The 14,140-nt window shown below is 70.7% G+C and carries 12 protein-coding genes; 6 read left to right on the top strand and 6 right to left on the bottom strand.

Translation table 11 applies throughout. The annotated features are described in order from the left end of the window. Positions 1–8: 8 nt before the first annotated feature. Positions 9–2,081 carry a neutral/alkaline non-lysosomal ceramidase N-terminal domain-containing protein gene (locus BO221_RS10890; RefSeq protein WP_073560366.1) on the bottom strand — a complete coding sequence of 691 codons (2,073 nt, stop codon included), beginning with the start codon at positions 2,079–2,081 and terminating at the stop codon, positions 9–11. A gap of 199 nt (positions 2,082–2,280) precedes the next feature. Between BO221_RS10890 and BO221_RS10885 the strand changes: the two genes are divergently transcribed. Together BO221_RS10885 and BO221_RS10880 are read left to right on the top strand one after the other, a co-directional pair. Beyond that, positions 2,281–3,615, top strand: a complete 1,335-nt coding sequence (locus tag BO221_RS10885) for a DcaP family trimeric outer membrane transporter (protein ID WP_143195383.1) — start codon at positions 2,281–2,283, stop codon at positions 3,613–3,615. 75 nt (positions 3,616–3,690) lie between these two features. After that, a complete protein-coding gene (locus BO221_RS10880; RefSeq protein ID WP_073560364.1) occupies positions 3,691–4,479 on the top strand; it encodes a hypothetical protein in 789 nt (262 codons plus the stop codon). Here the strand turns inward: BO221_RS10880 and BO221_RS10875 are convergent. The 4 genes from BO221_RS10875 to BO221_RS10860 all read right to left on the bottom strand — a co-directional run bounded on the left by BO221_RS10875 (position 4,470) and on the right by BO221_RS10860 (position 9,260). Then, complete coding sequence (locus tag BO221_RS10875) at positions 4,470–5,570, bottom strand: hypothetical protein (protein ID WP_073560363.1); 1,101 nt, start codon at positions 5,568–5,570, stop codon at positions 4,470–4,472. The genes BO221_RS10880 and BO221_RS10875 overlap by 10 nt on opposite strands. 14 nt (positions 5,571–5,584) lie before the next feature. Beyond that, complete coding sequence (locus BO221_RS10870) at positions 5,585–6,130, bottom strand: hypothetical protein (RefSeq protein ID WP_073560362.1); 546 nt, start codon at positions 6,128–6,130, stop codon at positions 5,585–5,587. 85 nt (positions 6,131–6,215) lie between these two features. Then, on the bottom strand, positions 6,216–7,235 hold the full coding sequence (locus tag BO221_RS10865; protein WP_073560361.1) for an alpha/beta hydrolase family protein: 1,020 nt from the start codon (positions 7,233–7,235) through the stop codon (positions 6,216–6,218). A 75-nt stretch (positions 7,236–7,310) separates the two neighbouring features. Further along, complete coding sequence (locus tag BO221_RS10860) at positions 7,311–9,260, bottom strand: metallophosphoesterase (protein WP_073560360.1); 1,950 nt, start codon at positions 9,258–9,260, stop codon at positions 7,311–7,313. 231 nt (positions 9,261–9,491) lie between these two features. Between BO221_RS10860 and BO221_RS10855 the strand changes: the two genes are divergently transcribed. Genes BO221_RS10855 through BO221_RS10840 form a run of 4 tightly spaced genes read left to right on the top strand, consistent with a single transcriptional unit; the run spans position 9,492 to position 13,296 of the window. Continuing rightward, complete coding sequence (locus tag BO221_RS10855) at positions 9,492–10,025, top strand: prepilin-type N-terminal cleavage/methylation domain-containing protein (RefSeq protein ID WP_158079820.1); 534 nt, start codon at positions 9,492–9,494, stop codon at positions 10,023–10,025. Next, positions 10,022–10,426 carry a hypothetical protein gene (locus BO221_RS10850; protein ID WP_073560358.1) on the top strand — a complete coding sequence of 135 codons (405 nt, stop codon included), beginning with the start codon at positions 10,022–10,024 and terminating at the stop codon, positions 10,424–10,426. The genes BO221_RS10855 and BO221_RS10850 overlap by 4 nt, the downstream gene beginning before the upstream one ends. After that, positions 10,420–11,466, top strand: a complete 1,047-nt coding sequence (locus BO221_RS10845) for a prepilin-type N-terminal cleavage/methylation domain-containing protein (protein WP_073560357.1) — start codon at positions 10,420–10,422, stop codon at positions 11,464–11,466. The genes BO221_RS10850 and BO221_RS10845 overlap by 7 nt, the downstream gene beginning before the upstream one ends. After that, positions 11,467–13,296, top strand: a complete 1,830-nt coding sequence (locus tag BO221_RS10840; RefSeq protein ID WP_073560356.1) for a hypothetical protein — start codon at positions 11,467–11,469, stop codon at positions 13,294–13,296. Here the strand turns inward: BO221_RS10840 and BO221_RS10835 are convergent. After that, the gene (locus tag BO221_RS10835) at positions 13,290–14,003 is read right to left on the bottom strand and encodes a YqiA/YcfP family alpha/beta fold hydrolase (RefSeq protein ID WP_073560355.1); all 714 of its coding nucleotides are present in this window, start codon (positions 14,001–14,003) and stop codon (positions 13,290–13,292) included. The two genes, BO221_RS10840 and BO221_RS10835, sit on opposite strands and share 7 nt — an antisense overlap. Between the last annotated feature and the right edge of the window lie 137 nt (positions 14,004–14,140).

The raw sequence follows: 14,140 nt of genomic DNA, 5'->3' as shown, positions 1-14,140 counted from the left end.
CGTACGGCTCAGTTCACGGTGAACTCGCGCGACGTGCCGCTGTAGGCGCGGATGAGCCCGTCCCAGCCGGACTTCCAGTCGCCCTCATGGCGGATGCGGTAGGTGCCCGGCACTGCGTCCGCCGGAATCGTCCACTCGGTGGTGACGTGCGAGCAGCCGTAGGTAGGAGCGCAGTCGTAGCGCTTCCAGCGGTACTTCGTCTCCCAGTCCCAGTCGTTGGCCACCGTCACCCACGAGGTGCCCGACTTGCGCTGCACCTGCAGGAAGCTGCCCTGGCGGCGGAGGTTGTTCTTCGGGTGGCCTCCCCAGAACTTCACGCTCACCGTCTGGCCTCGGGTGTAGCTGGCGAGCGCGTTCGTCACGACGCTGCCAAAGCTCACCGTCAGCAGCTTGTCGTCGTACACCACGCCTGTCTGCAACGTGGACTGGTTGTTGCGGAGATCTCGCGGGGTAGGGCCCGGGGCCACCGTGGCGCCCGTGCGGATGGCGCTGGCCAGCTTGTCCACCTCCTGCTGCACCGCCGCGAGCGTCCACGGGCCGAAGTGCGTGGAGGCGCCCTCATAGTCCTGCTTCGCGTACTCCTCTCGCGTGGACAGGTAGCCCGCGTAGGCGTTGGACAGGCCGGCGATGACCACCTGATCCACCCCCACCGGGGACAGTTGCGCGAGCACCTGCTGCCGCACCCGCCGCCCCGCCATGGTGGTGGGCTCGAAGGGCAGCGCCACCAGCGCCACGTTGCCCAGCCGCACCACCTGCAGCGGCAGCACCTCGGGCGTCCACGGGTAGGGCTGCATGGTGCCCATCTCCAGGACGATGGGCTTCTCCCCCTGGCACGCCGTGGTGAAGAGGGCGCAGTTGAAGACGCCCCAGGCGTCATCGATGCTCTCGCAGGTGGAGCCCTCGTAGCCGTAGCCCGGGCCGTCCTCGGCGCCCGCCAGCATGGAGTCGCCAATGGCCGCTTCGCAGGTGGTGCGCCACACGCCATCCGTGTACGCGGGCCCCACCTGCACCGAGTCCATCGCCACGTACGCGTGCCGGAAGTCCACCCCGCCCGTCAGCGGCGCCGAGGCCGTGTCATAGAGCGTCTTCGCCAGGTTGTACTGCTTGCGCCCGGAGAGCTCCGTGCTCTCGAAGTCGTTGGCGCCGCCGCCGTTGGTGCCGCCGTAGATGTTGGGCGTCACGTCTCCCTCGTTGCTCTGCGCGAAGGCCGCCACGAAGGTGCGCTGCGTGGAGTAGTTCGTCCCCTTGAGCTTCTCGAAGAGGTAGGAGGCGTAGCCCTTGTTGTCGCCGCTGATGAGCAGGTTGTCGTTGCCCATGGAGGTGGCGTGCACGGCGAACCAGTTGATGAGGCCCACCTCCTGCCCGTCATCCGCCTGCAGCCGCAGCAGCGTCATGCGCTTGTCCGTGTCGTGGGCGTACTGCGCGCGCTCGGTGGCGGGGTTGCGCAGGTAGGCCCCGGGGGAGCGGTTGATGCTCGCGTCGAGCAGATCTCCCGAGGCGACGCGGATGGTGCCGGGCGCCAGGTTGTCGTGGGCGCGGACGATGGACTGGAAGATGCCATCCACGATGGCGTCGAAGCCCTGCTTGTCGTAGCCGAGGATGGTGAGGTTGTAGAGCGCGTAGTGCGAGTGCCCGCCCGGCCCCGAGTGCGTGTGCGTGGCGCTCAGCAGCACGTTGTCGTCCGTGTAGAGGGTGCCGTAACGGGCTCGCAGCTTCTCCACCACCTGCTGCCGCACGCCCTGGTAGATCTGGCCCAGGTCCGCGCTCACGAACACCGCGCGCTTGCCATTGCAGGGCGAGGCGACGACGAAGGCGCGCGAGCGCAGGCGCTGGTGGATGCCCGCCGTCTTCTGGTCCACCATGGCGTAGCCCATCATGCCGAGCTCCGCCGCCGGGCCGGTGATGTCATAGAGGCCCGCGCCCACCTGGAAACCCTGGTTGGCCGCGCACGGGTCGGCGAGCGCGTCGCTCCGCGTGGAGAGGGAGTCCTCATCCGGGGACTGCGTGTCGCAGGCACCCAGGGTGAGTGCGAGCGCCACGGCCGCCAGCAGGCGGGGTGAGGAGAAGAGACGTCGTTTCATGGAGGCTCCTGTGCCGGAATTCGGAGATTGTCGGCGGTAGTCTGCCCGGGTTGCCGCCCGCTTCGGTTGGTGCGGTGCGTCGAAGGAGAGGGTTCTGTCCGCGACAATGAAGCCGCTTCCGGCCCCCGAGTGCTGACCGGGAGCGGAGGCCCCATGCTCTCCTGTCCCCGGACACAGGTGCCGGGGAGGTGCTCGCCGCATGCGGAGGCTCAGCCGTCTCGGAGCAGTGTTGGGTGCGTTGCTCGCCGTCGCCGGAGGGAGTGCCTCCGCGCAATCCAAGGACACCTCCATCCCCGAGGCGCCCGAGACGCCCGGCGGTGTGAAGACTCCGGAGTCTCCCCCGGAGCAGAAGCCCGAGGCGGAGGAAGCGGACACGGGGAGCGCGAAGCCCTTCGAAGCGTCGCCGGGCTCGGAGCCGGCGGTGGTGGACCCCTCCCTGACGGGCATGGTGATGAAGGTGGGCCCGGCGACGGAGGATGACCTGAAGCGCGGCTACGTCTCCTTCCGCGCCCGCCTCAAGGTGGACGTCAACTACGACCTCCGGCCCATCGGCAACGAAGAGGACTTCGTTCCGGCTTCCATCCCCGTGGGCGTGGATTCCCGGGGGCCCAACCTGAACTTCAACGCGAAGCAGTCCCGGCTCTTCTTCGAGGGTGGAAAGCTGACGCAGTTGGGCACGCTCATCGGCCACATCTCCGCGGACTTCTACGGCGAGGGCTCCAGCGGCGGTGACTTCCGCGTCTACGAAGCGTACGCCATCATCGGCCCGCTGCTGGCGGGGCGGAAGTGGACGACGTTCATGGACCTGGAGGCCGTGCCCGACACGCTCGACTTCCAGGGGCCGGGCTCCATGCTGGCCTCTCGGCACGAAGTGCTGCGCTACGGCAACACCTTCGGCCCGCTGCTGGTGCAGGCGTCGCTGGAGCGGCCGCTGCCGGACCTCACCTTCTCCAACCCGGACACGCAGGAGGAGCGCACACCCCTGCCGGACGTGGCGGGCGCGGTGGAGTGGAACCTCGGCAAGGGCCGTCACGTGCGCGCGGCGGGCCTCGCCCGGTGGCTCTCGTACTACGAGACCGGCGGCGCGCAGGGCTCGGTGCTGGGGTGGGGCGGCATGCTGAGCGCGCTCTGGACGTGGGGCCAGCGGGGCTGGCGCGCCTCGACCCAGGTGCATTACGGCGCCGGCCTCGGCGGCTACACGGCCGACATCGCCGGGCTGGGGCTCGACGCCGTGGTGGTGGCCCCGGGCCGGCTGGAGGCGGTGCCCACCTTCGGCGTGTTCGGCTCCATCGAGCCTCGCTGGACCGAGCACCTCGCCTCCTCGTTCGTCTACGGCTACCTCGAGATGTACCCCCTCGACGTCCAGCCGGGCGGCACGCTCAAGCGCACGCACTACCTCTCCGGCAACCTCCTCGTGACCCCGGTGCGCTCCGTCACCTTCGGCGCGGAGCTGCTCTTCGGAAGGCGGGAGAACAAGGACGGCGCCGGGGACAACGCCGTGCGGCTCATCTTCTCCACCCGCGTCTTCTACTGAGCCGTCACCAGGCCCTATCCTACGGGCCCGTAGAATCTTGGAATACGCAGCCCGTTCCTCCGTCTGGATGACATCATGAATCGATTCCTTGGCCCCGCTTCCCTCGGTCTGTCCGTCCTGGCGCTTGCGATCGCCCTCTTCGGCGGGCGAGGCGAGCCGGCGGCTCCCCCTCCGGCCAGCGAGCCGGCCTCCGATGCCGACACCTTCGCTTCACTGGAGCTGGAGGCGCTCGAACGGAGAGTGGAATCCCTCGAGCAGACCTCACTGAGCCTGTCCAAGCGGCTGATGTTGCTGGAGCAGCGGCCGGTGGTGGCTTCCGACGGGGGCGTGGTGGCCGCGGTCCCGGCTTCCCTGTCCGCCGAGGTGGAGCAGCTTCGCTCGGAGGTGCGCGGCATGATCGCCGGCGAGGCCCTGAACTCCCAGGGCGGCCGTGATTACCTCAAGGACGCGGTGCGCTCGGTGCAGGAGGAGATGCGGACCGAGCAGCGGGAGCTCCGGCAGCAGCAGATGATTCAGGCTCAGGCCCAGGCCCAGGCGGGTCGCACCGAGCGCCTGCGCCAGTTCGCCTCCGACGCGAAGTTGAGCTACGGCCAGGAGCAGGAGCTCACGCGGCGCATGCAGACCGAGGAAACCCAGCGCCAGGCGCTCTTCGACTCGGTGCGGGACGGGAGCAAGTCCTTCCGGGATGCCCGGCAGGAGCTCCGCCAGCTGCGCCAGCAGACGGACAAGGAGATGGCGTCCGTGCTGGATGAGTCGCAGCGGGCGCAGTACGAGCAGATGCGGCGCGAGGAGCGGCGTGAAGAGCGTCCCCGGGGCGGAGGGCAGCGGGGGCGGGGGCAGGGGCAGGGTGGCGATCAGCCCTGACGCCGCGTCCGGCCTCCCGCGGACGCCCGGCCCAGGGCTCCGTCGATGATGAGGCCGAGAAAGGCCGCGTAGGACAGGCCCGCTTCCTTCGCGGCCAGCACACAGGGGGCACTCGGGGCCAGGTAGGAGTTGGGCGTGATGTCGATGAGCAGCGGTACTCCGCCCGCGTCCAGCCGGAACTCCACCCGGCCCCAGTCCCGGCCTCCCGCGAGCCGGAAGGCCCTCACGCACAACTCCTCCACCGTCTCGCGCCGCCGCCAGGGTGAGGCCGGTTGCCGCCTGGGCACCGGCCTGCTCCACCGCGCGTCCCGCTCGAGCAGCGGTGCGTCTCCGGACAGGCCCGGCTCCGTGAACCACTTCGTGTCGAAGGTGCGCATCCTCAGGTAGCCCTGGGGCATGTCGTCGAACGTCTGCTCCATCACCGGCAGCGCCCGCGGCGGGTCTCCCGCCACCGACACGTGGAACTCGCGGCCGTCCACGTACTCCTCCACCAGCACCGGGCCGTCGAAACGGCCGAGCAGGTGCCTCGCCCGGGCCCGGACCTCGGCGTCGTTCCACGCCACGCTCGCCGCCTCCAGGCCGATGGAGGCGTGCTCACCGCAGGGCTTGAGGACGACGGGTGGCTCCAGCGTCAGCGTGAAGCCCTCCGCTTCCGCCGCATCGTGGATGCACTGGAAGCGTGGCGTGGGGACGCCCTCGCTGGCCAGCAGCGCCTTGAGGGCGTGCTTGCTCTTCGTGAGGGCCAGGCCCTTCGCGTCCGCCCCCGTGTAGGGGATGGCCAGCGCGTCGAGCACGGTGGGCACCAGCAATGCCGGAGCCCCCTCGCCGCCGAGCGTGTCGCACAGGTTGAAGACGAGCGGTGGCCGCTCGCGGGCCAGGGCGTGGAGGGTCTCGAGTGCGTTCGCGTCCAGCGCCAGCGGAGTGGCCGGGCGGCCCGCCTGGGTGAGCGCTTTCGCGAGCGGGAAGGCGTCGGAGCTCTGCTTCATCCGCTCGACGTCTGGCGCGTATGGGTGGAGCGGATTGTGGCGTGTGAGGACGGTGGCGGCCTCCACGTCGTAGGCAACGCGCAGCGGGGGGCTCGGGGGAGACATGGGGGCGTGCTCCGTTACTCCTTGAGCGCGGCGGCCTGGGTGCCTCCGTCAGGGTCGCGGATGATGTGGATGGTCTCACTGCGCTTCATGCCGCCGCCCTTGCCGAACCTGCGGAACCCCTCCCTCTCCAGCCGCTCCTTCGCGAGCTGCTGGCGGCGCTGGCCCGCGATGTCCTGGGGCACCGGGCCCATCACCAGGGCCTCGTCCGCCGCCCTCTCCTCGAGCGTCCTCTCGATGCCCGCATCCCGCAGCGCCGCGTCCTCCTGCAACTGCTGCATGCGCTGCTCGTAGCTCTGGCGGCGCTGCTCCGCGTAGTCCACGGGCTCGACGGAGGCGTCCCGTGCCTCCCAGCCCTCGGGGACGGGGATGGGCTGTGGGAAGAGGCTCGCGCGCTCCTCGGGAGAGATCGCGCGGATGCCGGAGCCCCCGCGGGTGTCCTCTCCCTTCATCCGCTGGAGGAGCGAGGTGTCATCGGCGGCCGCTTCGGCCGGAGTGGATGCGTCCTGGGTGCAGCCCATGGCACCCATGAGCGCGACGAGCGGGAGTGGGGAGCGGACCATCTGCACACCTCGGGGCGGGCCTCCGGGCCCGTCTCACCGAGCGTACGTCAGGCGATGCGCCACCAGCCAGCCCACCGGGGCGTGCTCACGTGGGCTGCTCCTCGGGGGGGATCTGGAGGGGCTCGATGCGGGAGAAGGCGTCGAGGATGGCCCGGATGATGGTGCTCCTCCCGGTGAAGAAGGCGCTGATGTGTCCCCCCGTCAGGTAGCGCAGCTCCGCCCCGCGCCAGTGCTGCAACAGGCGCAGGGTGGAGGAGGAGGGGACGAAACCATCCTGGCGCGCGGCCAGGAGGATGGCGCGGCGCGGGTTGGACAGGGGCGGCAGCGCGGTGGTGGCCGCCGCCGAGAGCAGCTCGGCCAGCCGCTGCCGCGCCGTCTCGGGGCTTCCGGTGGTGCGGCCCAACGTCTCCCAGTCGGGGACGGCGGACAGCACGCCCTCGGTGAAGACGGGAGCCGACGAGTGCGCCGCCGCCAGGGGGATGACGGCCGCGGGCAGTGGGAACATGGCGGCGGCATAGGCCGCGATGCTGCCCCCCATGCTGTAGCCGGAGATGCCCACCTTGGGGTGGCCGGTGGCCAGCAGCCACCCGAGCAGCGCCGTCGCCTCCACCGCCGTGGCGCGGAACATGAGCAGCAGATCCACCACCGTGCGCACCGCCGCGCCCTTCTGTCCGGGCGGGCGGCGCGAGCCGTAGAAGGGATTCTCCAGCAGCAGCGCGCCCACGCCCTCCCGGGCCAGCTCCTTCGCGATGAAGCGGCGCAGGCCGAAGCCCTCGTCTCCGGAGGCGGCCAGGAAGACGCACACCGGCGGGCGGGGGCCCGCGTCATGGGGCAGCAGCAGTTGGAAACGCGCCTCCCGGCAGGCCTCGGGCAGCGAGCCCACGGCGGCGGGGCTGGGGAAGCGGCCCTCCTGGACGAGCAGGTGCCCCTCGCGCTTCGCCTGGCGTACCGTCACCTCGGAGAGCTCGGGGAAGGCGAAGCCCTGGGGGCCCCGGGTGAGCTTCTCCAACAGCGCGTTGGAGCCCCAGCCGTCTTCGAAGAAGCGGGGCTGGCGCGCCACCGTCACTTTCGCGGCGAGCGCGTCCAACCAGTGCATGCGATTCATTCTCGTGGGACTCCCGGGGAATGCCGCCCGGCATCCTCGCCGCGTCCGGGCGGCATTCCAACCGGAAGTACCAGGTTACTGCTGCTCGAGGGCGGTGGCGGGCGCCGGCTCGGGCTCGTCCGCCACGGACTCCAGCGTGTCGGCCGGAGGCACCGGCTTCTGGTCGCGCAGGAACTCGGGCTGATGCCTGGGGTCGTACGTGGGGCCCTGGGGCGCGTCCACGGACATGGCCGAGACACCGGACGGCGAGGCCACCGCGGCGGGCAGCGTCTTCGTCAGCGTGAGGCTGTCGCGTACGGTGCCGCTGGAGGTGATGAACTTCGTGGTCAGCGTGCCGCCGTCCACCACCACATCCAGGTAGCCCACGTTGGTGTTGTCGCGGAAGGCCGTCCAGCTCGGCTGCGCGCCGGGGAAGGGGCGCAGGGTCGCGCCGCCGCTGCCTACCACCAGGTAGGGAATGCCACGTGTGCCCGCGGGCGCCACCGCGTCACCCTTCATCGGCTTGGTGCGCTCGTAGTTGTGGTCATGGCCCGTGAGGACCAGGTCCACCCCGTACTGCTCGAAGATGGGAGCGAACTCGCGGCGCATGGCCGTGGTCGAGAGGTGCTCGCCGCTGGACCAGGGCGGGTGGTGGAAGAAGACGATCTTCCAGGGACGGCTCGTGGCGGCCAGGTCCTGGGCGAGCCACGTCTTCTGCAGCGCCGTCGTGCAGTCGGCGATGGTGAAGTTGCGGCAGTTGGAGTCCAGCGAGGCGAAGTGCACCGGACCCCAGTCGAACGAGTAGTAGCGCTCGCTCTTCGCGGAGTTGTTGGCCGGCAGGTAGAAGTTGTCCAGGTACGGCTTGGCGTTGCTGGTGACGTACTCGTGGTTGCCCGGCGTGGGGAAGAGGGGCACCTCGCGCAGCAGGGCCGCCATGGGCTTGAACATGTTGCTCTGGAACTCCGCGTCCGTGCCGGAGGAGTACGCATTGTCACCGAGCGTGAGGAGGAATTCACCGGCGCGCGCGGCCGTGAGCTGCTGGAGCACCTTGGTCTGGAGCGAGCCGCCGGTGCCGAAGTCGCCCATGGCGGTGAAGTGCAGGCGCGTCGTCTCGGGACCGGTGGCCGTCTGGAAGCGCCGCACGCCGGTGACGGAGCCGCAGGCCTCGACCACGTAGCTGTACGTCTTCCCCGGGAGCAGGCCGGTGAGCTTCACACCGTGCTGCCACCCGGCCGCCGTGGCCGTGGCGGTGCGCGAGATGTCCGAGCCCTCGCCATAGCGGACGAAGGGCGTGCAGGACACGCCGGTGCGGAAGGCCACCAGGGCGCTGGTGGTGCCCACGCTCTGCAGGTACGGCTGGCGCGGCAGCGCCGGGCCCGAGTCGGTGGTGGGGGCGGAGGGCGGCGTCGTGGTGTCGTCGCCACAGGCGCGCGCCTCGGTGATGGAGGCCCAGTCGTTGACGGTGTTGCCGTTGACGGTGACTCGCAGGTAGCGCGCCTTGCGCGTGCCGGTGAAGCGGTACGTCTGGGCGTCGGCCGTCAGCGCGCTGGTGGCCGCGTAGGCCTGGGTGAAGGTGGTGCCGTCCTCGGAGGTTTCCAGCGTGAAGTGGTTCTGGCGCCGGGTGCCCTCGTGCCAGGCGATGGTTGCGCCCGCGAGCGTCTGAGAGCTGCCCAGGTCGAGCTTGAGCCACGAGCCCTTGCCGGGGCCGCTCCAGCGCGTGTCCAGCTTGTCGTCCTGGGTGTTGGCGGCCACGCTGCCCTGACCGTCATCGCCGCTGGCGGTCGCCGTGGCGGTGGTGAGTTGGCGGCAGTTGCTCGCGATGAGCCCGGAGCTGGTGCTGCCCAGGTTCCCGGCGGCCGGGGTCTCGGGTGCATCGGAAGCGGGCGGGCTGGCGGCGGGTGGGCTGGCCGGAGCCTGAGCCGGGGCCGTGGGGGCCTCGGAGGCCGGGGCCGCCGAGGGAGAAGGGGTGGAGGGCGCTTCACACGCCGTGGTGAGCAGGACGCCCAGCAGACACGAGGAGGAGAGCAGTCGGTTTCGTTTGTGCATCGTGGGTGCCCAAACGGCAGCTCCGGGCAGGCATTCCTCGGCCAGGCCTGCTCCGCTGAGTGCCCGGCTGCTGGGCTGACGGGCCCATTGCCCGGGTTTTCCGTCCCACCGCGGCCCGGAGCCGGGCCCCCGGCGTGTTTTCGGTGAGCGATGCAAGTCCTGTGGGGTCTTCTCCCACGTACGGATTTTTCAGGACAGGCCACGGGAAGCGACACGATGCGTGCACCCTCCATGCCACGGAAGAAACGTGGATTCACACTGACCGAGGTGCTCGTGACGGTGGCGTTGCTGGGCCTGTTCGCGGGCATGGCCGTGGTGGCGCTCGGACCCCTCAACGGGCGCTATCGCCGGAGGCAGGCCGCGGAGCTGGTCGCGGCGGGAGCGGCGCGGGCCCGGCTCTTCGCCCGGGACTCGGGGCGGTGCTTCCACCTGGACGTCTACCAGGACGACACCCCGGTGAGCACCGGGACTCCCGGCAACCGGCTGCGCCTGTCGCGCCGTCCGAGCGCGGACTGTGAGCACCCCACCCCCGTGGCGGACCTGCAGCCCGTGGAGTGGATATCCATGCCCTCGTTGACGACGGTGCGGGTGGAGCCCGGCGTGGAGGCGGTGTGGCGGCCCAGCGGCCGGCTGCACACGGAGGACATCGCGAAGACGCCCGCGAAGCTGAGGGTGACGTCCGGGGGCGAGGAGCTGTCCATCCTGCTGGCGGTCCACGGCCCGGTGTGCGTGAGGGAAGAGCCCTCGTCGGAGGTGTGTCCATGAGCGGAGCGAAGCGCAGGCGGGGGTATGTGCTCGCCGAGGCCCTGGTGGGCGGGGTGGTGATGATGCTCGCCCTCGTGGGGGTGTTCGGGGCCCTGTCGCGGGGCGGAGAGGACGTGGGCCGGGCCGTGGCGGATCAGGACGCGGCGCAGCGGGCCACCGAGCAGCTCGAGTGGATGCGCGCGCAGCCTTCCACGGCCGGGGCCTGGGGGGCGGGAGGCCCCAAGCCCTGTCAGGCGTTGCAGGTGCCGCTGCCCACCGGGTGGACGTGCACCGTCACCGTGACGGAGGTGGCGGACACGGACGTGGGCGCGCCCGTCTCCGGCGCCCTGTCCTACAAAAGGGCCGTGGTCCAGGTGAGCTACCGCGGCACCTCGCTGTCGCTGGAGGCGCTGAGATGGTGAAGGGGCGCCGGGGCTTCACGCTCATCGAGCTCCTGGTGGGCGGCGCGGTCGCCCTCGTCGTGTTGGCCGTGGCGTTCGCCGCCTTCGTGCGCACCACCGTCATGCATCGCCGGCAGGTGGAGCTCGCGGAGATGAAGCGGAGCGCCGCGCTCGTGCTGGGGCAGTTGGGCACGGAGCTGCGGCAGGCCGGGCTCGGATGTCCCCGTCACGCGCGCGCCGATGGCCCCGCCGAGCTCTTCCCGCCCACCTTCCTGGCCGCCGAGGAGAATCAGCTCGGCTTCCTCGCGGACCTGCCCCGGCGGGGTTCGAACTTCAACGGGTACTCGCAGCTCGCGGATGACCAGACCACGGGGCTCCCCGCCAATGGGATTGCCCTGCTCAACGAGCTCAACGGCGGCTGCGACATCTCCTCCGCCCCCGCCCACTGCTCCTCCAGCGAGGAGAGCCTGCTCTTCGGCCCGGGCGCGGGCATCGACGACTGCGCGAGCGAGCCCACGTCGCCCACCTGCCCCTGGGGCCTCAACCGCTACCAGGGCAACGAGTACCTCATCGTGGCCAACGTGAAGGGCCGTTGGGTGGAGCGGCGCATCCAGCCGTCGCTGTATGCCGAGGTCCCCGGGGGCCGCAGGACGATCGTCCTCGATCAGGCCCCCCCGCCGGACTTCCTCTTCGGCTCCAACCGGGGCTTCGTCTCCACGCCGGACCGTGTGTACTACGGGCTCCAGGACGGCCAGGTGAGGCGCAACCAGTGCTGGGGCAGCCTCTTCTCCTCGCCGGGCGGCCCCTTCGAGCTGGGCTGTCCGGACCTCTACGCCTCCAACGCGACGGGCTGGGAGGCGCTGACCCCCCATGCGGCCGCCAACGGGTTGCGCTTCACCTACTGGAGCGCCAACGGAACCCTGCTCCCCGTTCCCGTGACGGAGCCGGCCGACCTGCGCGGCATCCGCCGGGTGGACATCGAGCTCGAGCTCGAGCGCCCGCTGCCCGATGGCGAGGTGCTGCGTTACTCCGCTTCCCTCTCCGTCTCCCTGAGGCAATGAATGCGTCCGCCCGTGTGTAGTGCGAGAGCAGAGCCGCGAGGTGGGCGTGCCGGCTTCACGCTGCTGGCCCTTCTCCTCGTCCTGGCCGCGATGACCCTGGTGGTTGCCACGACGCTGCAGCTCGGTGAGGACGAGCGGCGCAGCGCGAGCCTCGTGCGTCACGACGCGCGTGCGCTGGCGCTCGCCGAGCTCGGCGTGGAACGCTCCCGCGCGTACCTGGCCGCCCTGCTCGCCACGGACGTGGACCTGGACCGGGCGTTGGACCCGATGCTGAACACCGAGTGCATCCTGCTGCCCACCCTCGGGGCCGGGCAGGAGGATGACCACCTGCCAGTCTTCACGGATCCCGGATGGGAGGATGTGGAGCTGCCGGGCACGGGCAAGTACTTCCGCCTCGTCCCCCACGAGGGCGGAGCGTACCTGGTGCGCTTCGATGACAACGACGATGACGGGGATTCACCCGCCTCCGAGGCCGCGACCCTCAGCAACCCTGGCCTCGGCTGCTCGGAGGGGGATGACCTGGCGCCGGGAAAGAGCAACCCGGTGCGGGACAGGGATCAAACGGTCATCCTCACCGTGGTGGGCATCTACCCGGGCACGGACCCGGCCACCGCCCAGGCGCGCAAGGTGCTGCGCGTGCGTGTCGGGCCGCAGCCCGCGGCGGGCATCATCGCCGGAGGCACCATCGAGATGGATGGCGCCTCGCACGTGTGCGGCGCCCATGGCGACATCTTCGCCACGGGGGACATCTCCGGCACCGGCTGCATGTGCGGCACCGGCTGCACGGGCGGCCCACCGGCGAAGCAGGCGTGCGAGGCCAACACCACCTGTGTGGCTCAGTCGGGCGGAGACGTCTGCTCCGCCACGGGGGGAGGCTCGTCGAGCCAGTGCATCCCCGGCACCACCGTGCCCCAGCCTCCGCCCGTGCGGGTGTGGAGCAGCCTCAACGCGCCCCCGGGCTGTGTCAGCGGCCTCTGCACGCCCTTCTACTATCTGCGTGAACAGAGCGGTGGGGCGCAGGTGTTCATGTGGAACTACTCGAAGCTCGGCTGTGAGAAGCCCCAGACGTGCTCCCGCATCTTCCATCCCGGGGAGGCCGCGACCACCTGCGGCGGATGCTGGAAGAGTGTCTACGACGCCTCGACCTGTACGGGCGCCAAGACCAAGGAGGTTCGCAAGAGCGAGGACTCGGGCCTGACGAAGCCCGACCCCGATCCCTGGACGCCGTGTGGCAACTCGGCTCCGTTGATCTGGAAGACGAGCAACCCGGCCTTCGCCTCCATCGCGGGGGGTTGTGACCCGGGCAGTGGTCTCTACCCGGAACCATCGCCCGGTAAGTGGAGCAAGGACGCCTCCTTTTCCGGGAGCTTCCAGTCTCAAGGGGCACTGCTCCCTGGGGTCTGGATGGTGGAGGGCAACGTGGAGTTCCTGAGCAACTCGCCGTCCTGTACGGCTGCGACCAGTTGGAAGGCCTCCGTCCTGGCCCAGGGGAACATGGACATTCAAGCCGGGCTGAGCCTGAGCCCCGCCCTCCCCACGGGGGTGGCCCTGCTCGCCGGCCGCGACATGAAGGTCTGGCAGGGCAACACCTTCATCGACACGTGTGGCGAGAGCGCGGCCCTGCTCGTCCACGAGCAGTTCTACATGGGCGCCAACACCCACCTGACGGGGCAGCTCGTGGTGGAGAACGCGGGGGCCTGCTCCGGACTCGTCAACGGCCCCTCCGGCGTCACCCTGAAGGGCAACGCCACCATCGAGGTGCCGGAGCAGCCGCCCATCTCCTCGGGCCGGCCCGCCTCCGTGCTCGAGTGGAGCGAGTCCTCCTACTGAGGCCCCGCCGCCCCTTCCGCCGGGACGAGGAAGGGGCGCAGGAAGTCATCCGCCTCGGCGGCGATGCGTCCGAGCGACTCCGCCAGCTCGTGGCCATCGTCCACCTCGACGAGCCGGACGTGGCGCTTGCCGTGTGCCCACTCGCGCGAATAACGGATGTGCGTCGTCGTGTCCTTGCGTCCGTGGATGAGGAGCGTGGGCACGCGCACGTCCGGCCAGCCGCCCGAGCGGGCGTCGAGGGTGTCGAGGTCATGGATGAGGCCGAAGTGCACGCGCGTCTGGCGCTTCTCCGCGTAGTCCTGCGTCTCCATCCAGCCCGTCTCCTGCCAGCGGCGCATGCCCTCCTCGCCCACGTTGCGCCGCATCTGCTCCGGGGAGCGCAGGGCGGGCGCGAGCAGCACCAGCGCGCACACCCGCGCGTCCTCCTCCGCCACGCGACAGGCCGTCAGCCCGCCCAGGCTGGAGCCGAAGACGATGGCCCTGTCCCGCTCGCCGCCAATGGCGTCGCGCACCGTGCGCATCATCGCGCTCAGGCTCAGGTGCTCGAGCGAGGGCTGCCGCAGGTTCAACCGCTCCAGGTGGATGCCCTGGCGCGCGTAGTGCTCGGCGAGCGCCACGCCCTTGGCGGACTGAGGCCCCGAGGCGAAGCCGTGCAGGTAGAGCCAGCGGGGGCCGGAGGGGGAGGACGGGGCAGGGGAGGCGCTCATGGCGGCGCACTCTACCGTCCGCGAGGATGAGAGCCCCGGGTTGGTGGGAAACCCGGGGCCCTCCAGCTCGCGTCAGGGACCGCACGACGCGAATCACGGACCGCCGCGCGCTCCTGGAGCACTGCCCGTGCCAACCT

Source organism: Archangium sp. Cb G35, assembly GCF_001896145.1.
Lineage (GTDB): Bacteria > Myxococcota > Myxococcia > Myxococcales > Myxococcaceae > Archangium > Archangium violaceum.
This window is presented reverse-complemented; position numbering and strand designations above follow the sequence as displayed.

Coding starts and splice junctions, on each gene's coding strand:
- BO221_RS10890 (WP_073560366.1), bottom strand. CDS start 2,081: ATGAAACGACGTCTCTTCTCCTCACCCCGCCTGCTGGCGGCCGTGGCG.
- BO221_RS10885 (WP_143195383.1), top strand. CDS start 2,281: ATGCGGAGGCTCAGCCGTCTCGGAGCAGTGTTGGGTGCGTTGCTCGCC.
- BO221_RS10880 (WP_073560364.1), top strand. CDS start 3,691: ATGAATCGATTCCTTGGCCCCGCTTCCCTCGGTCTGTCCGTCCTGGCG.
- BO221_RS10875 (WP_073560363.1), bottom strand. CDS start 5,570: ATGTCTCCCCCGAGCCCCCCGCTGCGCGTTGCCTACGACGTGGAGGCC.
- BO221_RS10870 (WP_073560362.1), bottom strand. CDS start 6,130: ATGGTCCGCTCCCCACTCCCGCTCGTCGCGCTCATGGGTGCCATGGGC.
- BO221_RS10865 (WP_073560361.1), bottom strand. CDS start 7,235: ATGAATCGCATGCACTGGTTGGACGCGCTCGCCGCGAAAGTGACGGTG.
- BO221_RS10860 (WP_073560360.1), bottom strand. CDS start 9,260: ATGCACAAACGAAACCGACTGCTCTCCTCCTCGTGTCTGCTGGGCGTC.
- BO221_RS10855 (WP_158079820.1), top strand. CDS start 9,492: ATGCCACGGAAGAAACGTGGATTCACACTGACCGAGGTGCTCGTGACG.
- BO221_RS10850 (WP_073560358.1), top strand. CDS start 10,022: ATGAGCGGAGCGAAGCGCAGGCGGGGGTATGTGCTCGCCGAGGCCCTG.
- BO221_RS10845 (WP_073560357.1), top strand. CDS start 10,420: ATGGTGAAGGGGCGCCGGGGCTTCACGCTCATCGAGCTCCTGGTGGGC.
- BO221_RS10840 (WP_073560356.1), top strand. CDS start 11,467: ATGCGTCCGCCCGTGTGTAGTGCGAGAGCAGAGCCGCGAGGTGGGCGT.
- BO221_RS10835 (WP_073560355.1), bottom strand. CDS start 14,003: ATGAGCGCCTCCCCTGCCCCGTCCTCCCCCTCCGGCCCCCGCTGGCTC.